The 24068-nt window shown below is 73.3% G+C and carries 20 protein-coding genes; 16 read left to right on the forward strand and 4 right to left on the reverse strand.

The annotated features are described in order from the left end of the window. Positions 1 to 34 precede the first annotated feature (34 nt). The 8 genes from ACSMHG_RS02650 to ACSMHG_RS02685 all read left to right on the forward strand — a co-directional run bounded on the left by ACSMHG_RS02650 (position 35) and on the right by ACSMHG_RS02685 (position 8500). The gene (locus tag ACSMHG_RS02650) at positions 35 to 1120 is read left to right on the forward strand and encodes an ATP-binding cassette domain-containing protein (protein WP_435741823.1); all 1086 of its coding nucleotides are present in this window, start codon (positions 35 to 37) and stop codon (positions 1118 to 1120) included. Then, positions 1120 to 1875: an ABC transporter permease gene (locus ACSMHG_RS02655; protein WP_435741824.1), complete on the forward strand. Its 756-nt coding sequence runs from the start codon at positions 1120 to 1122 to the stop codon at positions 1873 to 1875. The genes ACSMHG_RS02650 and ACSMHG_RS02655 overlap by 1 nt, the downstream gene beginning before the upstream one ends. Before the next feature lie 81 nt (positions 1876 to 1956). Continuing rightward, positions 1957 to 3408 (forward strand): fatty acid desaturase, encoded by a 1452-nt coding sequence (locus ACSMHG_RS02660; protein WP_435741825.1) that lies wholly within the window; start codon positions 1957 to 1959, stop codon positions 3406 to 3408. Positions 3409 to 3498: 90 nt separating this feature from the next. After that, entirely contained in the window at positions 3499 to 4089 is a 591-nt protein-coding gene (locus ACSMHG_RS02665) for a TetR/AcrR family transcriptional regulator (protein ID WP_435741826.1), read from the forward strand. 13 nt (positions 4090 to 4102) lie between these two features. Further along, positions 4103 to 5515, forward strand: coding sequence for an MFS transporter (locus ACSMHG_RS02670; protein ID WP_435741827.1), 1413 nt, complete (start codon positions 4103 to 4105; stop codon positions 5513 to 5515). 86 nt (positions 5516 to 5601) lie between these two features. Beyond that, the gene (locus tag ACSMHG_RS02675) at positions 5602 to 6819 is read left to right on the forward strand and encodes a M15 family metallopeptidase (RefSeq protein ID WP_435741828.1); all 1218 of its coding nucleotides are present in this window, start codon (positions 5602 to 5604) and stop codon (positions 6817 to 6819) included. 16 nt (positions 6820 to 6835) lie between these two features. Beyond that, complete coding sequence (locus tag ACSMHG_RS02680) at positions 6836 to 7525, forward strand: MOSC domain-containing protein (protein ID WP_435741829.1); 690 nt, start codon at positions 6836 to 6838, stop codon at positions 7523 to 7525. A 9-nt stretch (positions 7526 to 7534) separates the two neighbouring features. Further along, the gene (locus ACSMHG_RS02685; protein WP_435741830.1) at positions 7535 to 8500 is read left to right on the forward strand and encodes an NADPH:quinone oxidoreductase family protein; all 966 of its coding nucleotides are present in this window, start codon (positions 7535 to 7537) and stop codon (positions 8498 to 8500) included. Between the two features lie 125 nt (positions 8501 to 8625). Here ACSMHG_RS02685 and ACSMHG_RS02690 read toward each other — a convergent pair whose 3' ends face one another. Further along, positions 8626 to 8922 carry a putative quinol monooxygenase gene (locus ACSMHG_RS02690; protein ID WP_435741831.1) on the reverse strand — a complete coding sequence of 99 codons (297 nt, stop codon included), beginning with the start codon at positions 8920 to 8922 and terminating at the stop codon, positions 8626 to 8628. 63 nt (positions 8923 to 8985) lie between these two features. Here ACSMHG_RS02690 and ACSMHG_RS02695 point away from each other — a divergent pair, with 63 nt between their 5' ends. Continuing rightward, positions 8986 to 10935, forward strand: a complete 1950-nt coding sequence (locus ACSMHG_RS02695; RefSeq protein WP_435741832.1) for a M13 family metallopeptidase — start codon at positions 8986 to 8988, stop codon at positions 10933 to 10935. Positions 10936 to 11121: 186 nt separating this feature from the next. Further along, positions 11122 to 13251: a RecQ family ATP-dependent DNA helicase gene (locus tag ACSMHG_RS02700; protein ID WP_435741833.1), complete on the forward strand. Its 2130-nt coding sequence runs from the start codon at positions 11122 to 11124 to the stop codon at positions 13249 to 13251. 75 nt (positions 13252 to 13326) lie between these two features. Here ACSMHG_RS02700 and ACSMHG_RS02705 read toward each other — a convergent pair whose 3' ends face one another. Next, positions 13327 to 14931, reverse strand: coding sequence for a DHA2 family efflux MFS transporter permease subunit (locus ACSMHG_RS02705; RefSeq protein WP_435741835.1), 1605 nt, complete (start codon positions 14929 to 14931; stop codon positions 13327 to 13329). A 101-nt stretch (positions 14932 to 15032) separates the two neighbouring features. Next, a complete protein-coding gene (locus ACSMHG_RS02710; RefSeq protein WP_435741836.1) occupies positions 15033 to 15530 on the reverse strand; it encodes a glutathione peroxidase in 498 nt (165 codons plus the stop codon). 54 nt (positions 15531 to 15584) lie between these two features. Between ACSMHG_RS02710 and ACSMHG_RS02715 the strand changes: the two genes are divergently transcribed. The 5 genes from ACSMHG_RS02715 to ACSMHG_RS02735 all read left to right on the forward strand — a co-directional run bounded on the left by ACSMHG_RS02715 (position 15585) and on the right by ACSMHG_RS02735 (position 21820). Further along, positions 15585 to 18377, forward strand: a complete 2793-nt coding sequence (locus ACSMHG_RS02715) for a DEAD/DEAH box helicase (protein ID WP_435741837.1) — start codon at positions 15585 to 15587, stop codon at positions 18375 to 18377. A 13-nt stretch (positions 18378 to 18390) separates the two neighbouring features. Further along, on the forward strand, positions 18391 to 19053 hold the full coding sequence (locus ACSMHG_RS02720; protein ID WP_435741838.1) for an SWIM zinc finger family protein: 663 nt from the start codon (positions 18391 to 18393) through the stop codon (positions 19051 to 19053). An 84-nt stretch (positions 19054 to 19137) separates the two neighbouring features. Beyond that, positions 19138 to 19839 (forward strand): response regulator transcription factor, encoded by a 702-nt coding sequence (locus tag ACSMHG_RS02725; protein ID WP_435741839.1) that lies wholly within the window; start codon positions 19138 to 19140, stop codon positions 19837 to 19839. Next, positions 19832 to 21181, forward strand: coding sequence for a sensor histidine kinase (locus ACSMHG_RS02730; RefSeq protein WP_435741840.1), 1350 nt, complete (start codon positions 19832 to 19834; stop codon positions 21179 to 21181). Before ACSMHG_RS02725 ends, ACSMHG_RS02730 begins: the two co-directional genes overlap by 8 nt. Before the next feature lie 99 nt (positions 21182 to 21280). Further along, the gene (locus tag ACSMHG_RS02735; protein ID WP_435741841.1) at positions 21281 to 21820 is read left to right on the forward strand and encodes a PepSY domain-containing protein; all 540 of its coding nucleotides are present in this window, start codon (positions 21281 to 21283) and stop codon (positions 21818 to 21820) included. Between the two features lie 17 nt (positions 21821 to 21837). Here the strand turns inward: ACSMHG_RS02735 and ACSMHG_RS02740 are convergent, their stop codons facing one another. Next, positions 21838 to 22431, reverse strand: coding sequence for an SACE_7040 family transcriptional regulator (locus ACSMHG_RS02740; RefSeq protein ID WP_435741842.1), 594 nt, complete (start codon positions 22429 to 22431; stop codon positions 21838 to 21840). 82 nt (positions 22432 to 22513) lie between these two features. Here ACSMHG_RS02740 and ACSMHG_RS02745 point away from each other — a divergent pair, with 82 nt between their 5' ends. Beyond that, positions 22514 to 24049, forward strand: a complete 1536-nt coding sequence (locus ACSMHG_RS02745; RefSeq protein WP_435741843.1) for a carboxyl transferase domain-containing protein — start codon at positions 22514 to 22516, stop codon at positions 24047 to 24049. Positions 24050 to 24068: the final 19 nt, after the last annotated feature.

Raw genomic sequence — 24068 nt, forward strand, 5'->3', positions numbered from 1 at the left:
CTGTTCGCCGTCCCACCGTGACCGAGGAGCGCCCATGATCCGTGCACGAGGACTCGTGCAGACCTTCCACACCGGCCGAGGGAAGGAGAAGAAGCCCGTCCACGCCGTGGCCGGTGTCGACCTGGACGTCGCCGAGGGCGAGGTCGTCGGGTTCCTCGGCCCGAACGGCGCCGGCAAGACCACGACGCTGCGGATGCTCACCACGCTGCTCAAGCCGACGGCCGGCACGGCGACGGTGGCCGGCTACGACGTCGCCACCGAACCGGTGCAGGTGCGCCGCAGCATCGGCTACTGCTCCCAGGTCGGGTCCACCTTCTCCGGCGCCTACGCCGGGGACGAGGTGGTCGACCACGGCATGCTCTACGGGATGTCGCGGGCCGAGGCCGTGGCGAAGGGCCAGGAGCTGTTCGAGCGGTTGCAGCTCGACGGCCTGTGGCGCCGGATGCCGAAGAACATGTCCGGCGGCCAGAAGCGGCGTCTCGACATCGTCATGGGGCTCATCCACTCCCCGTCGCTCGTCTTCCTCGACGAGCCGACGACCGGGTTGGACCCGCAGGCGCGGGCCAACCTGTGGGAGCACATCGCCGACCTGCGCACCGCGCAGGGCGCCACGGTCTTCCTCACCACCCACTACCTCGACGAGGCCGACGCCCTCGCGGACCGGATCGTCATCATCGACAAGGGGCGGATCGTCGCGAGCGACACCAGCGACAACCTCAAGGCCCAGGTCGCCGGCGACCTGGTGGACCTGGAGGTGAGCGCCGAGGCCGAGGTGGCCGTCGCCCGCGACAAGCTCGCCTCCATCGCTCCCGACGTCGTGGTCGAGGGGCGCCACGTCCGCGGCCGGGTCGCACGCGCCGGCCGCGCCGTGCCGGGCCTGCTCCGCGACCTCGGGGCCGCCGGGGTCACCCTCGACTCCATCGAGGTCGCCCGGCCCACGCTCGACGACGTCTTCCTCACCCTCACCGGCCGGTCGCTGCGCGACGCGGAGGCCGCGGCCGAGGCGGACGGCGACGAGCCGGACGGCGACCCGGCAGGCGGCGACCCCGAGACCCCCGTCGTCGCCCAGCCCGCACCCACCACGCCCGCCGCCTCGGGCCCGACCACGGGAGCGGCCTGATGAGCACCTTCCTGCGCGAGACCTCGATCGTCTTCCGGCGCCAGCTGCGGATGAACCTGCGCAACCCGGCCTGGGTGATCATCGGAATGCTCCAGCCGGTGCTCTACCTGCTCCTCTTCGGGCCGCTGCTCGAGCCGGTCATCGGGCAGCTGGGCGTCAACCAGTACACGTGGTTCGTCCCGGGCATGCTCGTGCAGCTGGGCATCTTCGGGGCCTTCTTCGCGGGGTTCAGCCTGATCGGGGAGTGGCGCGAGGGCGTCATCGAGGCCGAGCGGGTCACCCCGGCGAGCCGCTCGGCGCTGCTCATGGGCCGGCTCGGGAGGGACCTGCTGCAGCTGCTGGTGCAGGCGCTGATCCTGGTCGCCCTCGGCCTGGCGATGGGGATGGAGTGGAACCCCGGCGGGATCCTGCTCGGCATCGTGCTGACGATCCTGCTCGGCGGGGCGTGCGCGGCCGGCTCGAACGCCTTCGCCCTCACCGTGAAGAGCGAGGACGTGATGGCACCGGTCATCAACCTGGTGATGATGCCGGTGCTGCTGCTCTCCGGGATCCTGCTGCCGATGAGCTTCGGCGCCGCCTGGCTCGACACGCTCGCCGACTTCATGCCGATCCGCCACGTCGTCGACGCGGTGCGAGGGGCGTTCTTCGGGGAGTTCGACGCCTCGGTCATGGGGTGGGGCGTGGGCTGGACCGTGCTCCTCTTCGCTCTCGCCGTCTGGTGGGGCACGGCGGTCTTCCGCCGCGAGAACGCCTGACTTTACATCGGCGGGCCTCTTGTCAATCGAGGTTTACAGACCCTATGGTCGTGTAAACCCACATCGGCAGGAGGTACGACGATGAGCGCCGCCCCACCGCACAGCACCGTCCCCGAGGGCTCCACCGAGCAGTGGACCGACAAGAAGCGCTACCTGTGGCTGATCGGCCTCGTGGTCCCGTCGCTGGCCTTCCTGGCGTACGCCGGCTGGAAGCTCACCGGCTTCGGCGGCTGGTTCTGGATCGGCCCGGTGGTGATCCTCGTGGTCGTGCCGGCGATCGACCTCGTCGCCGGGCTGGACCGCTCGAACCCGCCCGACGACGTCATCGAGGCGCTCGAGGAGGACCGCTACTACCGGTGGATCACCTACCTCTTCCTCCCGGTGCAGTACGCCGGGTTCCTCGGCGCGATGTACCTCATCGCGGCGGGCGACCCGCTGGCCGGGTTCCTCGGCGGCGGCGGCGAGCTGGCCCTGTGGGAGAAGGTCGGCCTGGCCATCTCGATCGGCTGCATCGGCGGCATCGGGATCAACACCGCCCACGAGCTCGGGCACAAGAAGGAGAGCCACGAGCGCTGGCTGTCGAAGATCGCCCTCGCCCAGAGCTTCTACGGCCACTTCTACATCGAGCACAACCGCGGCCACCACGTCCGCGTCGCGACCCCCGAGGACCCCGCGTCGTCCCGCGTCGGCGAGAGCTTCTACCGGTTCTGGCCGCGCACGGTGCTCGGCTCGCTGAAGAGCTCCTGGCGGCTGGAGAAGCGCCGCTACGCCCGCAAGGGCCGGCACCCGTTCCGGCTGGGCAACGACGTGCTCAACGCCTGGCTGATGTCGGCGGTGCTCTGGGGCGCGGTGGTCGCCTGGCTGGGCGTCGAGGTGCTGCCGTTCCTGGTGATCCAAGCCGTCGTCGGGTTCTCCCTGCTCGAGGTCGTCAACTACATGGAGCACTACGGGATGCTGCGGCAGAAGGTCGGCGTCGGTGAGCGGCAGCGCTACGAGCGGGTCGACCCCTCGCACTCGTGGAACTCCAACAACATCGCCACCAACGTGCTCCTCTACCACCTGCAGCGCCACAGCGACCACCACGCCAACCCGACCCGTCGCTACCAGACGCTGCGCGACTTCGAGGAGTCCCCGGTGCTCCCCACCGGGTACGCCGGGATGATCGTGCTCGCGCTCGTCCCGCCGGCCTGGCGCCGGGTGATGGACGCCCGAGTGCTGGCCCACTTCGACGGCGACATCTCCCGGGCTAACATCGAGCCGTCGAAGCGGGCGAAGGTGCTCGCGGCGTACCCGCCGCCGGCGGCCGCCCCGACGACCGCCGACCAGGCCGACGCCACGCCCGGCGCGGTCGAGGAGGTACTCGCGGCGCGCTGCCCGAGCTGCGCCTACGTCTACGACGTGGCGGCCGGCGACGAGCACGAGGGCTTCCCGGCCGGCACCGCCTGGGCCGACATCCCCGACGACTGGTGCTGCCCGGACTGCGGCGTGCGGGAGAAGGTCGACTTCGTGCCGCTCGAGAAGGCGGACGCCTGAGGCGCGCGGTCGACGCCTGCCCGGTGCTCGCGCTCTCGCTCGAGCCGCTCGACTGAGCGCGGGCGGGGGAGGGCTTCCTAGACTGGCGCCATGAACCCCGGCCCGCCCTCGGCGACCACCCGCGACCGGCTGGTCGACGCGGCGGTGCGGATGACCATCGACCTCGGCTGGTCGAAGGTGACGATGGTCCGGCTGGCCGACGAGGTCGGGGTCAGCCGGCAGACCGTCTACAACGAGATGGGCACCAAGGTCGGGCTCGCCGAGGCGATGATCCTGCGCGAGCTCGACCGGTTCCTCGGCGTGGTCCGCCTGGCCTTCGACGACCACCCCGAGGACCTCGTCGAGGCGATCCGGGCCGCCACGCGGACCGTGCTCGAGCACGCCCAGGACAACCCGCTGCTGCACGCGGTGGTCAGCGCGACGCACGGTGCGGACACCGAGCTGCTGCCGCTGCTCACCACCCACGCCGGGTCGCTGCTCGAGGTGGCCCGCTCGGTGCTCCTCGAGCGGATCGCGCCGTACGACGTCGACCTCACGCCCGCGGAGCTCGCGACCGCCATCGACATCGTCGTCCGGGTGGTGCTCAGCCACGTCATGCAGCCGTCGGGGACACCGGCGGAGACCGCGGACCGGCTGGCGTGGCTGGCCGGACGGGTGCTGCGCGTCCGGGTCGCGGACTGAGCAGCGGGCCCCGGTGACCTCGACCCCCGCGGGCGCTGCCGACCAGGTCCGCATGGGCACCGCGGGCGGCCGTGCGGTCGTGCTCGCGGCGACCCTCGGCTCGGGGATGACGCTGCTCGACGGCACGGTCGTCACCGTGGCGCTGGTGCGGATCGGCGCCGACCTCGACGCCAGCCTCGCGCAGCTGCAGTGGGTCACCAACGGCTACCTGCTCTCGCTGGCGAGCCTGATCCTGCTCGGCGGGTCGCTCGGCGACCGGTTCGGCCGGCGCCGGGTCTTCGTCATCGGCACCGTGTGGTTCGCGGTCGCCAGCCTCGCCTGCGGGCTGGCACCGAACGTCGAGACCCTCATCGTCGCGCGGGTGCTCCAGGGCGTCGGCGGCGCCCTGCTGACGCCGGGGAGCCTGGCGATGATCCAGGGCGCCTTCGTCGCCGAGGACCGGCCCCGGGCCATCGGCGCCTGGTCCGGCCTGGCGGCGATCGCCACCGCGGTCGGGCCCTTCGTGGGCGGCGCCCTGGTCGACCACGCCAGCTGGCGCTGGATCTTCCTCATCAACCTGCCGCTGGCAGCGGTGACCGTGGCCGTCGCGGTGCGCTCGGTCCCCGAGACCCGCGACCAAGGGGCCGCCGACCGGATCGACGTCGCCGGCGCCGTCCTGGCCACCGTCGCCCTCGCCGCCGTGACCTACGCGCTCATCCAGGCCGGCGACGTCTGGGCCGTGCCGGCGGGCGTGGTAGCCGCGCTCGCCCTGGCGGCCTTCGTGGCCGTGGAGCGGCGGGTCCGGGCGCCGATGCTGGAGCCGGGGATCTTCCGCGACGTGACCTTCAGCGCCGCGAACGTGATGACGCTCCTCGTCTACGCCGCCCTCGGCGCGGTGATGTTCTTCCTCGTCATCGAGCTGCAGACCGTCGGGGGGTACAGCGCGCTGGCGGCCGGCACGGCCACCCTGCCGGTGACCGCTTGCATGCTGTTCCTGGCCGCACGCGGCGGCGACCTCGGTGCCCGGATCGGCCCCCGGGTCCCCATGACCGTCGGGCCGCTGGTGATGGCGCTCGGTGTGGTGCTGCTGCTGGCCGTCGGCGAGGACGTCGACTACGTCGTCGACGTGCTCCCCGGCGTCACGGTCTTCGGGCTCGGCCTGGCGCTCATGGTCGCCCCGCTGACCGCCACGGTGCTCGCCGCCGCGCCCGACGAGCACGCCGGGCTGGCCAGCGGCGTCAACAACGCGGTGGCGCGGGCCGGCTCCCTGCTGGCGGTGGCCGCGCTGCCGGTGGCGGTCGGCCTCGGCGGCGAGCAGTACGCCGACCCGCGCGCGCTGGACGCGGCGTACGGCTCGGCGATGCTGGCCTGCGCCGGCCTCCTCGTCCTCGGGGGCGTGGTCTCGTGGTTCACCATCCCGGCCCGGGCGCTCGACGGGGCGGAGTGACCGGCGGCCCGGGAGTTCGGCCGCGGTCGTTGCGGCCGGCGCCTACCCTGGAGGGTCGACGGGGCTGCTCGGGGAGGGGAGGACCCATGAGGCACGCGCGTGCACTCGCGCCGGTGGCGGCCATCGCGCTGCTCACGCTGTCGGCCTGCGCCGGCGGCTCCGAGGCGCCGCAGACGTCGTCCCCGAGCCCCACCACCCCCGAGGCGTCCACGTCGGCGAGGACCGATCCGCAGCCGGGGTCGACCGCCGTGCCGGCCAGCAGCAAGGCGGTCGAGCCGCCCGGGCCGCTCAAGGAGAAGCTCGAAGGTCCCGACATGCTCGTCTACAGCCCCGAGTCGCTGAGCGACGAGATGGTCGAGCAGATCGCCGGGATGCGCGGCGTGGACGCCGTCGAGCCGATCGCGATGGCACAGGTGCCGGTCGAGGAGAAGGTCATCAACCTGGCCGCGGTCGACCCCGCGTCGTACCGCCGCTTCGTCCGCGACCGCGCCAGCGCCCGTCTCCTCAAGGCATGGAAGCGGGTCGCCGGCGGCGAGATCGCCGTCCTGCCCTCGATGAAGGACAAGGTCCCGATGGACGACCAGGGCTTCCTCAGCCTGGGCAACGGCGAGCAGGCCCCGCAGGTCCACGTCGGCGCCTACGTCGACCAGGTCCCCCAGCTCGACGCCGTCGTCAACGAGAAGTGGGGCGAGGAGCTGGGGATGAGGCCCGGCAACGCGCTGATCGTCTCCACCGACATCACCTCGCCCCAGGCGCTTCGCAAGCCGATCCAGGAGATCGCCGGCGCCGACGCCTCGGTGCAGATCCTCGGCCCCGACCTCGACACCACGGTGCAGCAGACGGCGTTCCTGGTCGGCAGCGTCTCCGAGGCCGTGGGCGCGTTCAGCTACCGCGTGCTCGAGGGCGGCCGGGTCGTGCCGGAGGCCTCGTGGGTGCGTGAGCACATCCGCACCGAGCCGGTGCCGATCCTCGGGTCGGTCACCTGCAACAAGGCGATGATCCCGCAGCTGCGCGCGGCGCTGCAGGAGGTGGTCGACCGGGGGCTCGCGGACAAGATCAACCCCGATGAGTACGCCGGGTGCTACTACCCGCGGTTCATCGCCGGGAGCACCAAGCTCTCCAACCACTCCTTCGGGCTCGCCGTGGACCTCAACGTCCCGGGCAACCTCCGCGGCACCGTCGGCGAGATGGACCGGACGGTGGTGTCGATCTTCAAGAAGTGGGGCTTCGGCTGGGGCGGCGACTGGAGCTTCACCGACCCGATGCACTTCGAGATGGTCGCCATCGTCGAGCCCCGCTCCTGAGCGGGCGGTCCCGGTCGTGCGCGTCGTCTCCCTGCACCGCTACCCGGTCAAGTCGATGGCCGGGGAGACCGTCGACCGGGTATTGGTCGACCGGCGGGGGATCGTGGGCGACCGCGCCTGGGCGGTCGTGGACCCCGACGGGAAGCTGGGCAGCGGCAAGTCGACCCGGCGGTTCCGGCGGATGGAGGGCCTCGAGCGGCTGGCGGCCCGGTACGACGGTGATCCGGCCCCGGACACCGGGCCGGTCGCCGGCCCGATCGTGACGCTGCCCGACGGGCGGTCGTGGCCCGCGGGGGACCCCGCGCTCGACGCGGCGGTGACCGCGCACGTCGGCCGCCCGGTGCGGGTGGCTGCCGAGTCCGCCGTACCGCACCACGACGAGGGGCCGCTCCACCTGGTCACCACGGCGACCCTGGCCCGGCTCGGCGCGGAGGCCGCGCTGCTGCGTGCGAACGTGGTGCTGGACGCCCCGGGGCTTGCGGCGTTCGCCGAGGACGGGTGGACGGGGCGCGAGCTGCTCCTCGGCGGCGTCCTGGTGCGGGTCCGGGAGCCGATGGCGCGCTGCGTGATGGTCGGTCGCCGGGTGCTGCACGAGGTCGCGGAGGTCAACGACGGGTGCGCGGGCCTGGTCCTCGACGTCGTCGATGGCGGGACGGTATGGCTCGGCGACGAGGTCCGGCCGATGAGCGTGGGAGCCACTGGGTAGCGTGCGCCCATGCGCGCCGTACAGGTCCTCGACACCACCGGTCCCGCCGACGTCCAGCTCCGCGAGGTGCCGGAGCCGACGCCCGGCCCCCACGACGTCCTGGTGGAGGTGCACCGCGTGGGTGTCTCCTTCCCGGACCTGCTGCTGTCCCGCGGCGAGTACCAGATGAAGCCCGAGCCGCCCTTCACGCTCGGCGTCGACTTCGCAGGCACGGTGGTCTCGGGTCCCGGGTTCGAGGCGGGGCAGCGGGTGGCCGGCGTCGGCGGCTGGGGCGGTGCCTCGGAGCTGGTCGCCAACCCTGCGGGGTTCGTCTTCCCGCTGCCCGACGCCATGTCGTTCGACCACGGCGCCGCCCTGCCGATGAACTACCTGACCGCCGACTTCACCCTCCACGAGCGGGCCGGCCTCCGCGAGGGCGAGACGGTCCTCGTCCACGGCGCCGCCGGCGGCGTCGGCACCGCGACCATCCAGGTCGCCAAGGGGATGGGTGCCCGGACCATCGCGGTGGTCTCCACCGAGGAGAAGGCCCGGGTCGCCCGGGACGCCGGCGCCGACGAGGCCGTCCTGGTCGAGGGCTTCAGGGACGCAGTCAAGGAGCTGACCGACGGCCGCGGCGTGGACGTCGTCGTCGACGTCGTCGGCGGTGACCTCTTCACCGACTCGCTGCGGTCGCTGGCCACCCAGGGCCGGCTGATGGTCGTCGGGTTCGCCGCTGGCCAGGGCATCCCGCAGGTCAAGGTCAACCGGCTGCTGCTCAACAACATCGACGTGCGCGGCGTCGGCTGGGGCGCCTTCGCGATGGTCCGCGACGGCTACATGCACGAGCAGTGGGAGCGGCTGGTGCCGATGATGGAGGCCGGCGTCGTCGAGCCGCCCATCGGCTCGTCGTACGCGCTCGAGGACTTCGGCCAGGCCCTGCTCGACATGGACGCACGCCGCACGCTCGGGAAGTCGGTCGTGCGGGTGCGCGACTGACCCGACCGCGCCGCTCCGGCGCACCGGCACGGCCCCGATGTAACGCGACGTCCGCCACTGTTTCTGCACGCTGCAACGTGCAGCAAGAGCAGCGAACGTCGCGTTACATCCCGGGGCGCCCCGGATCAGACCGGCTTCAGCGGGTGCAGCCCCACCTCGCCGGCGAGGATCGGGCCGAGCACGCCGAACGCCTCGGCGACGTGCGGGGCGGCCATGTGGGCATCGATCGCCTGCTGCGACTCCCACGCCTCGATGGTGAGGAAGGTGCCCGGCGCCGTGGCCGACTCGAAGGCGTCGTACTGCAGGCAGCCCTCGTCGTTCGCGAGCGACGCCGCGGCGAGGGCCGCCAGGGCCGCGCGGGCGGCCTCGGCCTGGTCGGGCTGGACGGGGAGGGTGGCGATGACGCGGATCGGGGAGCTCATGGCCGGAACGTAGCCGCGACCGACCTCGACGGGCCGTCCCCGCTCCCGGTTAAGGTCGACGGCGTGACGATCCTCGACGACGCCCGCCCGGGCATGAACCTCGACATCCGGCCGCAGGACGACCTCTTCGGCCACGTCAACGGCCGCTGGCTCGACGAGACGGAGATCCCGAGCGACCGGTCGAGCTGGGGTCCCTTCGTCCAGCTCGCCGACGCCGCCGAGGAGCACGTCCGCGAGATCATCGAGACCCTCGCCGCGCGGGCGGCCGAGGGCGAGGCCGGCGACGAGGACGCCCGCAAGATCGGCGACCTCTACGCCTCCTTCATGGACACCGACGCGATCGACCGGCGGGGGTTGCGGCCGATCAAGGCGCTGCTCGACGCGGTCGAGGGCCTGCGCGACGTCCGCGACCTCGCGGCCTTCTTGGGCGAGTTCGAGCGGGTCGGCGGCCACGGCCTCTTCGGCTCCTACGTCGACACCGACGACCGCCGCTCGGACCGCTACCTCTTCCACCTCGTCCAGGGCGGGCTCGGGCTGCCCGACGAGTCCTACTACCGCGACGAGAAGTTCGCCGACATCCGCGACGCCTACGTCGGCTACCTGGAGCGGATGTTCGGCCTAGGCGAGCACCCGGACCCCGGCGCCGCGGCCCGCACCGTCCTCGAGATCGACACCCGCCTGGCCAAGGGCCACTGGGAGCGCGCCGAGACGCGCGACGTCCAGCGCACCTACAACCTCCGGACCCTCGCCGAGCTGAAGCAGCTGTGCCCGTCGTTCGACTGGGACGCCTACGTCACCAACCTCGGCGGCGACGAGCAGACCCTCGCCGAGGTGTGCGTGCGGCAGCCGTCGTTCTTCGAGCACCTCTCGACCGTGCTCGACGAGGTGCCGCTCGAGGACTGGCGCGCGTGGCTGCTCAGCCACGTCCTGCGCTCGTCCGCGCCGTACCTGCCCGAGGCGTTCGTCGAGACCAACTTCGACTTCTACGGCCGCACCCTCAACGGCACGCCCGAGCTGCGGGCGCGGTGGAAGCGCGGCGTCGCCTTCGTCGAGGGCGCCATCGGGGAGGCGGTGGGCAAGGAGTACGTCGCCCGCCACTTCCCGCCGACCTCCAAGGCCCTCATGGACGACCTGGTCGCCAACCTGCTGGCGGCCTACCGCGAGTCGATCTCCCGGCTGGACTGGATGACCGAGGAGACCAAGGAGCGCGCCTACGAGAAGCTCGCGACCTTCCGGCCCAAGATCGGCTACCCCGAGGAGTTCCGGGACTACTCCGCGCTCCAGGTCACCTCCGACGACCTGCTCGGCAACGTGGCCGCGGCCGCCGCCTTCGAGACCGACCGGCAGCTCGCGAAGATCGGCAGCCCGGTCGACCGCGACGAGTGGTTCATGCTGCCGCAGACGGTCAACGCCTACTACAACCCCGGCACCAACGAGATCTGCTTCCCGGCCGGCATCCTGCAGAAGCCCTTCTTCAGCCCCGACGCCCACCCGGCGGAGAACTACGGCGGCATCGGCGCCGTGATCGGCCACGAGATCGGCCACGGCTTCGACGACCAGGGCGCCCAGTACGACGGCGAGGGCAACCTCAACGACTGGTGGACCGCCGACGACAAGGCCGCCTTCGAGGTCCGGTCGAAGACCCTGATCGAGCAGTACGACGCCTTCGAGCCGCGCAACCTGCCCGGGGAGCGGGTCAACGGGTCGCTGACCGTCGGCGAGAACATCGGCGACCTCGGCGGCCTCACCATCGCCCACCGCGCCTTCCTCATCTCCCAGGGCGGCGACGCCTCGGTGGAGGACCGGCGCCGGCTCTTCCTGAACTGGGCCTACGTGTGGCGGACCAAGCGACGCACGCAGCAGGAGCAGCAGTACCTCACCATCGACCCGCACAGCCCGCCGGAGTTCCGCGCCAACATCGTGCGCAACCTCGACGAGTTCCACGAGGTCTTCGAGACCCGCGAGGGCGACGGGCTGTGGCTCGACCCCGACCGGCGGGTGCGCATCTGGTGACCGTGTCGAGTCGGGACCTGTGACCGTTCAATCAGGGTCTGTGCCGGTCGAATCGGGGGTTGTGACCGTTCAATCGGCCGCCTCGACGGTCACAGGTCACGACTCGACGGTCGCAAGTCCCGATTCGACCTGCTTCGCCTGTGGATGGCGGCGGGACTCGTCGGCGTCCGCTGGTAGACAGGCGGCATGACCCCTCCTCCCGCTGCGAGCACCCCGGCGACCGCGACCGACGTACGCGAGCAGGCCGAGGCGCACCTGCGCGCCCTCGTCGGGACCAGGGAGGGGCAGCCCGACCCGGTCCTGCGCGAGGACCAGTGGGCGGCCATCGAGGCGCTCGCGGTCGACCGTCGCCGGGCGCTGGTCGTCCAGCGCACCGGCTGGGGCAAGTCGGCGGTCTACTTCGTCGCCACGCTGCTCCTGCGCGGGCAGGGCGCGGGACCCACGGTGATCGTCTCCCCGCTGCTGGCGCTGATGCGCAACCAGATCGCGGCCGCCGAGCGGGCCGGCATCCGCGCCGTGACCATCAACTCGACCAACATCGAGGACTGGGAGCCAGTCCACGAGGCGATCCGCGCCGGTGAGGTCGACGTGCTCCTGGTCAGCCCCGAGCGGCTGAACAACCCCGGCTTCCGGGACGAGGTGCTGCCCCGGCTCGCGGCCACCTGCGGCCTCCTCGTCGTCGACGAGGCCCACTGCATCTCCGACTGGGGTCACGACTTCCGGCCCGACTACCGCCGCATCCGCACGCTCCTGGCCGAGCTGCCCGACGGGATCCCCGTGCTCGCCACCACCGCGACCGCCAACGAGCGGGTCACCGCCGACGTCGCCGAGCAGCTCGGTCCCCTCGGCCAGCAGGTGCTCGTGCTCCGCGGCTCGCTGGACCGGGAGTCGCTGCGACTGGGTGTGGTGCGCCTCCGGACGGCCGAGCAGCGGCTGGCCTGGCTGGCCGACCACCTCGCCGAGCAGCCCGGGTCCGGCATCGTCTACTGCCTGACCGTCGCGGCCACCCAGGAGATCGCCGACTACCTCCGCTCCCGCGGCCACGACGTCGCGGCGTACTCCGGCCAGACCGACGCCACCGAGCGGCAGGCGCTGGAGCAGGACCTCGCCGCGGGGCGGGTGAAGGCGCTGGTGGCGACCAGCGCCCTCGGCATGGGCTTCGACGCGACGCTCGGCTTCGTCGTGAACATGGGCGCACCGTCCTCGCCGGTGGCCTACTACCAGCAGGTCGGCCGGGCCGGCCGCGGCACCGACGAGGCGGTCGTCGTGCTGCTGCCCGCGGTCGAGGACCGCGACATCTGGGCCTACTTCGCCTCGCTGGCCTTCCCGCGCGAGGAGGTCGTCCGGCAGACCCTCGCGGTCCTCGCCGAGGAGGGCCGCCCGATGAGCACCGCGGCGCTCGAGACCCGTGTCGAGCTCAACCGAACCCGGCTGGAGACGATGCTCAAGGTGCTCGACGTCGACGGCGCCGTACGCCGGGTGCGCGGCGGCTGGGAGTCCACCGGGCGCGAGTGGGCCTACGACGAGGACCGGTACCGGCGGGTGACCGAGGCGCGCGAGCGCGAGCAGCAGGCGATGCTCGACTACATCGCCACCGACCGGTGCCGGATGCGGTTCCTGCGTGACCAGCTCGACGACCCCGAGTCGACCGACTGCGGCAGGTGCGACAACTGCGGCGGCCTGCAGCTCTCCGCCGACGTCTCCGCCGCGGCCCTCGAGGAGGCCGAGAGCCGGCTGGCGCGGCCCGGTGTCGTCGTGGAGCCGCGCAAGATGTGGCCGACCGCGCTGGCCAACCTCGGCGTCGACCTCAAGGGCAAGATCCGCGAGGGCGCCGCCGAGGGCCGCGCCGTGGCCCGGCTGACCGACCTCGGGCACGGCCAGGCGCTGCGCGAGCTGTTCCGCGCCGACACCCCGGACGGCCCGGTCCCGGTGCCGCTGGTGCGGGCGGTCGTCGACGTGCTGGGCGACTGGCGGCCCGCCGTCGACGCGGTCGTGCACGTCGAGTCCGCCACCCGCCCGACCCTCGTGGCCGACCTCGCCTCCGGGCTCTCGCGCTACCTCAAGATCCCCGTCGTGGGGACCTGGGCGATCGTGGACCCCGACGTGGCCCCCGGGCAGGGAGCGGCGAACTCCGCCCAGCGCGTGGCGGCCGTGGGTCGCCGCTTCGACCTGCGGGCCGACGTGCCCGCGGGAGCCCGGGTGCTGCTGGTCGACGACCGGACCGACACCGGCTGGACGCTCACCCTGGCCGCGCAGGCGCTGCGGCGTGCCGGTGCCGCGGAGGTTCACCCCCTGGTGCTCGCGCTCGCCGGCTGACCCCCGAGACGCCGCGTGCTGCCCACCGTGCGCCAGAGCGCACGCTGGGCAGCACGAGGCGGCAGATGAGAGGGGTCAGTGACCGATCATGGCGGTCGGGTCGACCGGCTCCTCCGGAGGCTTGCGGGGCAGGAAGAACGCCGGGACCAGCACGCAGCCGACCAGGACCGTGCCCACGATGAAGACGGTCGCGAAGGCGTCCGCCAGCTCGGGCAGGGCCACCGGTGCGATCGCCTCCAGCTGGGCCCTGAGCTCGGCTGCCTGCTCGCCTCCGGCCTGGCTGAGCTGGCTGTTGAGACCGAGGAACGCGGCCGCGGTCTCGCTCGCCTTGATCTGGTTGGTCAGCACCACGGAGAACAACGCCGTGCCGATGGAGGCGGCGACCTGCTGGGTGATGTTCATCAGCGTCGATCCGCGCGCGATGTTGTGGTCGCTCAGGGTCTGGAGCGCGGAGCTCATGATCGGCATCATCGTGCCGCCCATGCCCAGCCCCATGACGAAGAGCGAGCCGAGCAGGTAGGCGTAGGAGGTGTCCGCCCCGACCTGGGTGAACATCGCCATGCCGATGGTGACCAGCGTGATGCCCACCATGACGACCTTGCCCGGACCCCGCTTGTCGGCGAGGAGGCCGGCGACGGGCATGGTGACCATCGCGCCGATGCCCTGCGGAGCCAGCAGGAGGCCGGCGCCGAGGGCGTCCTCGCCGCGGACCTGCTGGAAGTAGAGCGGGAAGAGCAGGCTGGCGCCGAAGAAGGCGATGGCGAAGAGCGCCATCGCGATGACGGCCACGGTCATCCTGGCGTTCTGGAACAGCCGCAGCTCGACGAGCGGGTGGCGGTTGTTGCGGTGGAGCGCCCACGGCACGAAGGCGGCCACCAGCAGCAGGCCGAGCGTCGAGGTCACCGCCACCTCGGCGGCGAGGAACGTGCCGTGCTCGGGGAGCGAGGAGACGCCGTACAGGAAGAGCGCGAGGCCGGGCGAGAGCAGCAGCATGCCGACCCAGTCGAAGGTCTCCGACGGCTCCACGCGGTCCTGGGGCAGGACGACCATCGCGTAGACCAGGGCGAGGACGCCGATGGGGAGGTTGATGAGGAAGATCCAGTGCCACGAGGCGGTCTCGATCAGCCAACCGCCCATGATCGGGCCGAAGATGGGGCCGAGGAGCATCGGGATGCCCAGCACGGCCATCACCCGGCCGATGCGGTGCGGGCCGGCGGCCCGGGTCAGGATGGTCATGCCGAGCGGCATCAGCATGCCCCCGCCGAGGCCCTGGAGGACGCGGAAGGCCACCAGCGTGGAGAGCGAGTCCGCCACCGCGCAGAGCACGGAGCCGGCGGTGAAGAGACCGACAGCCATCAGGTAGAGCCGCTTGGTCCCGAACCGGTCCGCCGCCCAGCCGGTCAGCGGGATGACCGAGGCCAGCGCGAGGGTGTAGCCGGTCATCGTCCACGCGACGTCGGCGGCGGTGGCGTCGAACTCCTGCTGGAAGGTCTGCAGCGCGACGGAGACGACGGTGATGTCGAGGATCGACATGATCGCGCCGAGGACGACGACGCCGGCGATCATCAGGACGCCCCGGTCGAGCCTGTCGGAGTCCCCGGGAGTGTCGCCAGAAGTGTCGCCGGGAGGGAGGTCGGTGGGGTCGCCCGGAGGCGCGCTGGAGGTCAGGTCGGTGCTCACCGCCGGAGCCTAATCTCGCCTCCTACGTGGCGGCCAGCGGACGCCGCCGCAGCGCCGCGTGGGGTTGGTCACCCGGGACCGGTCGGGGGCGGCCCGCAGCCTCAGGACGCGCTGGAGACCAACGCGCGAACGGCGTCCTGCAGGCGCGGGTCGCCCGGCTCGACGCCGGGCCGGAAGCGGGCCACCACCGTGCCGGTCCCGTCGACGAGGAACTTCTCGAAGTTCCACTGCACGTCGCCCGCCTCGCCCTCCTCGTCGGGCACCTTGACGAGCTCGGCGTAGACCGGGTGGCGGTCCTCGCCGTTGACCTCGATCTTCTCGGTCATCGGGAAGGTGACGCCGTAGCTCGCCGAGCAGAACTCCTGGATCTCCTCCGAGGAGCCGGGTTCCTGCCCGAGGAACTGGTTGCACGGCAGCCCGACGACCGTGAACCCGGCGTCGGCCAGCTCCTCGTGGAGCGCCTCCAGGCCGGCGTACTGGGGGGTCAGTCCGCACTTGCTCGCCACGTTCACCAGCAGCGCCGGCCGGCCGCCGGTGATCTCGCCGAGCGTGGTGGGCGTGCCGTCGAGCCGGGCGATCGGCTGGTCGAGGATCGTCATGGCACGACCGTAGCGGCAGCCCCTCTGTCGGCGAGGGTGACTACGTTTGCTCCGGTGAGCTTCGTCCCCGTCACCGGCCCGGCTGCGTTCCGGCCAGGTGAGCCGCCGCGCGACGGGGTCGTCGACTTCAGCGACGAGCGGCGCAGCGTCAGCCTGCCCATGCGGGCCGCGCTGCCGGTGCTGACCAAGGCGCACGCGCGCGAGGACCTGCACCCGAGCGTCGGCCTGCTCTCCGGCGCCGCCCTGCTCGGGTTGCGCCTGGTCGCCGCGGGGCGGCTGGAGCCCGCCGACGCCGGGCCGCCGGGCTGGCGGATCGGCCCCCTCGACGGCTCCGACCGCGACCGGGTGGAGATGCTGGCCCGCGCCCGGGCGTACGACGGCGTCGACCCGGCCGCCGCCGAGGTGCTGGTGCGGCAGGTGCTCGACGCGGTCGCCGACGCCGTGCCCCGCAGTGCTCCGGGTCCCCGGGAGCCGCGCGCCGCCGGCGAGCAACGCCGCCCCCAGGCGCCCGCGCACCCGCGCCGGGACTTCGCCGCCCGCCTGCAGGCCCGGATCGACCGCCACCACGCGGCCGGCGCCCGGGTGGCGGAGCCGCCGCAGCTGGTGACGATCTCGCTCCGCGTCGAGGCGGACGAGGAGCAGCTGGTCGCCGGCGCCGTCCGGCTGGTGCTGCAGGTGCACGACGAGCGAGACCCGCTCCACCTGTGCGACGCCGCGCTGCTGTGGGCCGAGCCGGGGCCGGACGCCGGGCACGGCTTCGGCGAGCGGGCCCGCACCCACGCCACCATCGCGCTGCGCGCCGCCGCGGAGGCATGGCCAGTCCTCGACCGCCTGCTGGAGCTGCGCGTCCCTGATGAGATCACCCTCGACTCGGTCGAGCTGGTGAGCCTGCTCGAGCACGGCGTCGCGGCCCTGCGCGAGCGGGGTGTCGACGTGCTCTGGCCGCGCAGCCTCGGCCGCGACCTCACCGCCACCGCGGTCCTCGACGCCGCGCCGGCCGGCCAGGCCGCGGGTCGGGCCGGGGAGGTCAGGGAGGAGGCGCTCAACGACGGCCTGCTCGGGACCCAGGACCTCTTCGCGTTCCGCTGGCAGGTGGCCCTGCACGGCGAGCCGCTGACCGAGGAGGAGATGGACCAGCTCGCCGAGGCCGCCTCTCCGATCCTGCGGCTGCGCGGCAGCTGGACGGTGGTCGACCCGTCGGTCGCCCGGAAGGCCCGCAAGCGACTGCTGCGCAGCGCCACCCCCGCCCAGGCCGTCGCCGCCGCCCTCACCGGCACCGTCCAGGTCGGCGACCCTTCGACGGGCTCAGGAGGGACGTCCGAGGAGCAGGTGGTCGTCGGCGCCCGCCTGCTCGAGCTGCGCGAGCGGCTCCGGTCGGCGGCCACCCGGGAACCCGTCGCGTCGCCGGCGGCCCTCCGCGCGGAGCTGCGCGACTACCAGCGCCACGGCCTGACCTGGCTGGCCGAGCTGACCTCGCTGGGCCTGGGCGCCTGCCTGGCCGACGACATGGGGCTCGGCAAGACGGTCACGCTGATCGCCCTGCACCTGCACCGACGCGAGCAGGGCGCCCGCGGGCCGACGCTCGTGGTCTGCCCCACCAGCCTGCTCGGCAACTGGGAGCAGGAGGTCGCTCGGTTCGCCCCCGGCGTGCCGGTCCGCCGGTTCCACGGGGCCGCCCGTGACCTGGCCGACGTCGGCCCCGATGGAGGCGGGTTCGTCCTCACGACGTACGGCACCATGCGCCGTGACGCCGCCGCGCTCGCCGGGGTCGCGTGGGACCTCGTCGTCGCCGACGAGGCGCAGCACGTGAAGAACGCCCGCTCCGCCACCGCCCGGGCCCTGCGCACGATCCCCAGCCGGGCCCGCGTGGCGCTCACCGGCACGCCGGTGGAGAACGACCTGACCGAGCTCTGGTCGGTGCTCGACTGGGCGACGCCGGGGCTGCTGGGCAGCCGCGGCGCCTTCCGCAAGGTCTGGGCGGCGCCGATCGAGTCCGGTCTGGAGCCGACCAAGGCCCGCCAGTTCGCCGACCTGATCGACCCCTTCCTGCTCCGCCGCCGCAAGTCCGACCCGGGGATCGCGCCGGAGCTGCCGGCGAAGACCGAGACCGACCACCCGCTCCGGCTGACCCGCGAGCAGACCGTCCTCTACGAGGCGTTCGTCCGCGACACGATGGCGCGGATCGAGCGCGCCGACGAGGATGCCCGCCGCGGCCTCGTGCTCGCGCTGCTCACCGGGCTCAAGCAGATCTGCAACCACCCGGCCCAGTTCCTCAAGCAGTCCAGCGCCACCCGCCTGGCCGGCCGGTCGCAGAAGCTGGACCTGCTCGAGGAGCTGCTCGACACCGTCCTCGCGGAGGGGGGTGCCGCGCTGGTCTTCACCCAGTACGTCGCCATGGCCCGCCTGGTCGAGGCGCACCTGGACCGCCTGGGGCTCCCGCACCAGCTCCTGCACGGAGGCACGCCGGTCCGCGAGCGCGAGGCGATGGTGGCGCGGTTCCAAGCCGGCCCCGACGAGCCGGGAAGCGTGCCGGTGTTCCTGCTCTCGCTGAAGGCCGGCGGCACCGGCCTGAACCTGACCCGCGCCGACCACGTCATCCACCTCGACCGCTGGTGGAACCCGGCGGTGGAGGAGCAGGCCACCGACCGGGCGTACCGGATCGGGCAGACCCGACCCGTGCAGGTGCACCGGATGGTCACCCGGGGCACCGTCGAGGAGCGGGTGGCTGAGCTGCTCGACCGCAAGCGGGCGCTGGCCGACGCGGTGCTCGCCCGCGGCGAGGCCGCGTTCACCGAGCTCTCCGACGCGGACCTGCGCGACCTCGTCACCCTGCGGCCGGAGGCCTGAGGTGCCTGCGGTCGTGCACCCGCGCGCGGCGGCCCGCCGGGGCACGGCCCGCCCCGCGACCTGGTGGGCCCGGGCCTGGCTCCGAGCGGTCGAGGAGGCGGCGTACGACGACGCCGACCTGGTCGCGGCCCGCCGCCTCGCGCGGTCGGGCCGGATCGGCGGCGTGATCGTCGATGCCGGGTCGTTCGTCGCCGCGGTCGAGGATGAGGGCGGGCTGTGGACCACCTCCGGCACGGTCCCCGTCCTCGACGAGGCGGCCCGGTCGGCGTTCGTGGAGACCGTCGCCGCGGAGTCCGGCCGGGTGGCGGCGCTGCTCGCCGGCGAGCTGCCGCACGACCTGGTGGAGCATGCCGAGGACGCCGGCGTGGAGCTGCTGCCGTACGGCGGTGAGCTCGCCGCCACCTGCACCTGCTCCGCCTGGACCGACCCGTGCGTCCACGCGCTGGCGGTCCTGCACCAGCTGGGATGGCTGGTGGAGGCAGACCCGATCGTGCTGCTGCACCTGCGCGGGCTGTCCCGCGAGGAGCTCCTGGCCCTGCTGCACCGCCATGCCGGGCCGACCAGCACCCCCGACCCGGCTGGCGCCGACGAGGAGACGGCGTACGACGCCGCCCTGCGGGCTGCACGCGCCCTGGAGCTGCTCGCCGACGGCCGCCCGTTCGACCACCTGCTCTGAGGGCCTGCTCGGCCTCGGCCCGGCCCGAGGGGCCGACACGTTCAGCCGGCGTTCAGCACGGGTCCGCGAGACTGGGGCTCCCCCATGCCTGCAACCCGGGAGGTCCCCATGCGCGTGCTCGTCGTCGACGACGAGAGACGGCTGGCCCGCTCCCTCCGGGTGGGCCTCGAGGCGGAGGGCTTCGCCGTCGACGTGGCGCACGACGGCACCGACGGCCTGTGGCTGGCGCGGGAGCACACCTACGACGCGATCGTCCTCGACCTGATGCTGCCGGGCATCAACGGCTACCGCGTCTGCGCGACGCTGCGCGCGGAGCAGGACTGGACCCCGGTGCTGATGCTCACCGCCAAGGACGGCGAGTGGGACCAGGTCGAGGGGTTGGACACCGGTGCCGACGACTACCTGACCAAGCCGTTCTCCTTCCCCGTCCTGGTGGCTCGGCTGCGGGCGGTGGCCCGACGCGGCGCCCGCCCCCGGCCCACCCGGCTCGAGCTCGGCGACCTCCGGATCGACCCGGCGGCCCGGCGGGTCTGGCGCGGCGAGGTCGAGGTGTCGCTGACCGCCCGGGAGTTCTCGCTGCTGGCCTTCCTCGCCCGGCACCCCGACGAGGTGCTCTCGAAGCGACAGATCCTCGACGCCGTGTGGGACGTCGACTTCGAGGGTGACCCCAACATCGTCGAGGTCTACGTGCGTCATCTCCGCAACAAGCTCGACCGCCCCTTCGACCGGGCGGCGATCGAGACGGTGCGGGGAGCCGGCTACCGGCTGGCGGGCAACGGTGGCTGACGCGCGGTGGAGCCGTGCGTCGGTGCGGCTGCGGACCACCGCCGCCGCGGTGGTCGTCGTCGCGGTCGTCCTCCTCCTCGGCGCCGTGGCCCTGGTCGCGCTGGTCCGCGGCTCGCTGCGCGACGGGTTGGCGGCGAGCGCGGAGGAGCGTGCCTCGGTCCTGGCCGACCAGGTGGAGTCGTCGGGGCTCCCGACGCCCGACCCCGACGAGGCGGACGACCTGGACAACCTGGACGACCCCGACGACCTGCTCTGGCAGGTGGTCACCGCCGACGGGGAGGTGGTGGCCGCCTCCCAGCCCCTGGGTCGGTCGCTGCCGGTCGAGGAGGACGACGTCACGCTGCGGGGGGCCGACCACGACTACCTCGTGGTCACCGAGGACGTCGAGCTGGACGGCGAGGAGCTGCACGTCGTCGTCGCCACCTCCCTCGAGGACGTCGCCGATTCCACGGAGGCGCTGCTCACCCCGCTCGCGGTGGGGTTGCCCCTGGTCCTCCTCCTCGTCGGCGGGACGACGTGGGCGGTGGCCACCCGGGCGCTCGCACCGGTCGAGCGGATCCGCCGCGAGGTCGAGCTGATCACCGGCGACCGGCTCGACCGGAGGGTCCCCGAGCCGCGCTCGCGCGACGAGGTGCACCGGCTGGCCCGGACGATGAACCAGATGCTCACCCGGCTGCAGGAGTCCCGCGACCGGCAGCGGCAGTTCGTGGCCGACGCCTCCCACGAGCTGCGCTCGCCGCTGGCCGGCATCCGGCAGACCGCCGAGGTGGCCCGCGCTCATCCCGGCGCGCTGCCGGAGGGCGAGCTCGCCGACGCGGTGCTCGAGGAGTCCACGCGGATGCAGCGCCTCGTCGAGCAGCTGCTGCTGCTCGCGCGCACCGACGACGGATCGCAGCCGCGGGAGCGCCGCGAGGTGGACCTCGACGACCTGGCCCTCGCCGAGGCGCGCCGCCAGCGCCGCGCGGGTCTGGTGGTCGACACCGCCGGGGTCGCAGCCGGCCGGGTGGTCGGTGACGAGGTCGCCCTCGGCCAGGTGGTCCGCAACCTCCTCGACAACGCGGCCCGCCACGCGCGCAGCACGGTGGTGGTCGCCGTGCGGGAGGCCGAGGACGCCGTGGAGCTGGTCGTCGAGGACGACGGCCCCGGGATCCCCGAGGACGACCGGCAGCGGGTCTTCGAGCGGTTCGTGCGGCTCGACGAGGCCCGCGCCCGGGACGCCGGCGGCAGCGGCCTCGGGCTGGCGATCGTGCGCGAGCTCGCCAGCGCGCACGGCGGGACGGTCCGGGCCGACCGCGGCGTGCTCGGCGGGGCCCGGGTCACCGTCCGGCTGCCCCGTCCCTGAACGGCCCTTCAGCGGCGTTCAGGTCTGGTTCAGCGGCGCCGTCGCAGGGTGGTCGCACCAGCTCCGGAACGGCCGGAGCAGCCAGAACAGGAGCCCCTCATGAACACCTCCACCCTCCGCCGCAAGCGCGTCCTGCTGCCCGCCATCGCCGTCGTCGCCGTCCTCGGTGTCGGGGGCACCGCATGGACCGCGACTGCGGACGGCAGCGTCGACGGCAGCGAGCGCGACCGCGTCGCGGCCGCGGCGACGGACGCGGTCGGCGGCACGGCCATCGAGGTCGAGGCCAGCGACGACCGCGGCGAGGCCTACGAGGTCGAGGTCCGCCTCGCCGATGGCACCGAGGTCGACGTCGCCCTGGCCGAGGACCTGTCGGTGGTCGCCGAGGAGCGCGACGACGACACCGACGACGCCGACGAGGCTGGCGACGACACCCCGGACCGCCCGCTCACCGACGCCGAGCAGGACGCGGCGGGCGAGGCTGCCGTCGAGGCGGTGGGCGGCGGCGAGGTGCTCCGCGTCGAGGCCAGCGACGACGCCAGCCAGGCCTACGAGGTCGAGGTGCGCGACGCCGACGGCGCCGTGTGGGACGTCGACCTCGACGCCGAGTACGGCGTGGTCGACCAGACCCTCGACGACTGACCGCGACGACGGGGGACCTACGGGGGAGTCACTGGTGAACCGGGGACCCCGGCAGGCGCGACACCCCGCGCGCCCAGGGAGGCCAGCGCCATGTCGCACAGCAGCGCGTGCATCGGTCCGTCCGGGAGCAGCCCGCTGTGCGGGGTGGAGTTGAGCAGGCCGAACGCCGCGTGCGCCATCGCCCGGGCCCGGTCCAGGGCCAGCCCCTCGTGCACACGCTGGAGCTGGGCGGCCCAGAGGTCGACGTACTCCCGCTGCAGTGCGCGGACCTCCTCCCGGGCGTCACCGGGAAGCGACTCCCAGTCGCGGTGGTGGACGACGATCAGGGCGCGCCGCGAGAGCGCGAACGACGCGTGCCACTCGACGAGGGCCACCACCGCGGCTGCCGGGTCGTCGGCCCGCGCCACCCGGGCCCGTCCCTCCCGGAGCAGCTCGTCGCTGATCGAGACCAGCATCTCGGCCAGCATCGCGTCCTTCGAGGGGAAGTGCTTGTAGAGCGCCGGCCCGCTGATGCCGCAGGCCGCGCCGAGGTCGGCGACCGACACCCCGTGGAACCCGCGCGCCGCGAAGAGCTCGGCGGCGGTCGCCAGGATCTGGGCGCGGCGGGTCACGGAGCGAGGTTAGCGGTCGCTAACCCAGACGTCGCCGCGCCGCCCCTCGACGGCAGTGGTTAACGATCGCTAACCTGGGCGCGTGCCCCAGGACCTAAGATCGCTCGTCGACGACCTGCGTGCCCGGCTCGCCACCGCGCGGGTCGGCGGCTCGGACGCGGCCCGCGAGAAGCACACCGCCCGCGGCAAGATGCTGGTGCGGGAGCGGGTGGACCGGTTGCTCGACCCGGGCAGCCCGTTCCTCGAGTTGAGCCCGCTGGCCGCGACCGGCATGTACGGCGCCCCGGGGGAGACGCCGGTGCCCTCGGCGGGCATCGTCACGGGGATCGGCCGGGTCAGCGGGCGCGAGTGCGTGGTGGTGGCCAACGACGCGACCGTCAAGGGCGGCACGTACTACCCGATCACGGTCAAGAAGCACCTGCGCGCCCAGCAGGTCGCGGCCGACAACCACCTGCCGTGCGTCTACCTCGTCGACTCGGGCGGCGCGTTCCTGCCCATGCAGGACGAGGTCTTCCCCGACCGGGAGCACTTCGGGCGGATCTTCTTCAACCAGGCCAACCTCTCGGCGCGCGGCATCCCGCAGGTCGCCTCGGTCATGGGCTCCTGCACCGCGGGTGGTGCCTACGTGCCGGCGATGTCGGACGAGACGGTGATCGTCAAGGAGCAGGGGACGATCTTCCTCGGCGGGCCGCCGCTGGTGAAGGCCGCCACCGGCGAGGTGGTCACGGCCGAGGAGCTCGGTGGTGGTGACGTGCACGCCCGCACCTCCGGCGTGGTCGACCACCTCGCCGAGGACGACGCCCACGCGCTGGCAATCGTGCGCTCGATCGTGGACACGCTGCCGCGCGGGGATCGGCCGCCCTGGGAGGTGCGGGAGGTCGAGGAGCCGGCGGAGGACCCCGAGGGCCTCTACGACGTCGTGCCGGCCGACCCGCGCACGCCGTACGACGTGCGCGAGGTGGTGCGCCGGGTCGTCGACGGCAGCCGGTTCCACGAGTTCAAGAAGCTCTACGGCGAGACCCTGGTCTGCGGGTTCGCACGCATCTGGGGCCACCCGGTGGGGATCGTGGCGAACAACGGCATCCTGTTCAGCGAGTCGGCGCTGAAGGGCGCGCACTTCATCGAGCTGTGCAACCAGCGCGGCATCCCGTTGGTCTTCCTGCAGAACATCTCCGGCTTCATGGTCGGCCGGGAGTACGAGAACCGGGGCATCGCCCGGGACGGGGCCAAGCTCGTGACCGCGGTCGCCTGCTCGGTGGTCCCGAAGTTCACCGTCGTCATCGGCGGCTCCTTCGGCGCCGGCAACTACGGCATGTGCGGGCGCGCCTACGACCCGCGGTTCCTGTGGATGTGGCCCAACGCGCGGATCTCGGTGATGGGTGGCGAGCAGGCGGCCTCGGTGCTGGCGACGGTCGCGGGAAGGCCCGAGGACGAGGAGTTCAAGGCGCCCATCCGCGAGCAGTACGAGACCCAGGGGTCGCCCTACTACTCCACCGCCCGGCTCTGGGACGACGGCGTCATCGACCCCGTCGAGACCCGCCGGGTGCTCGGCATGGGGCTCGCGGCCGCCGCGCACGCCCCGGTCCCGGCGCCCTCCTACGGCGTCTTCCGGATGTGAGGCGCTCAGTGACGCGCGA

It is taken from the genome of Nocardioides ureilyticus, from assembly GCF_051280745.1.
GTDB lineage: Bacteria > Actinomycetota > Actinomycetes > Propionibacteriales > Nocardioidaceae > Nocardioides.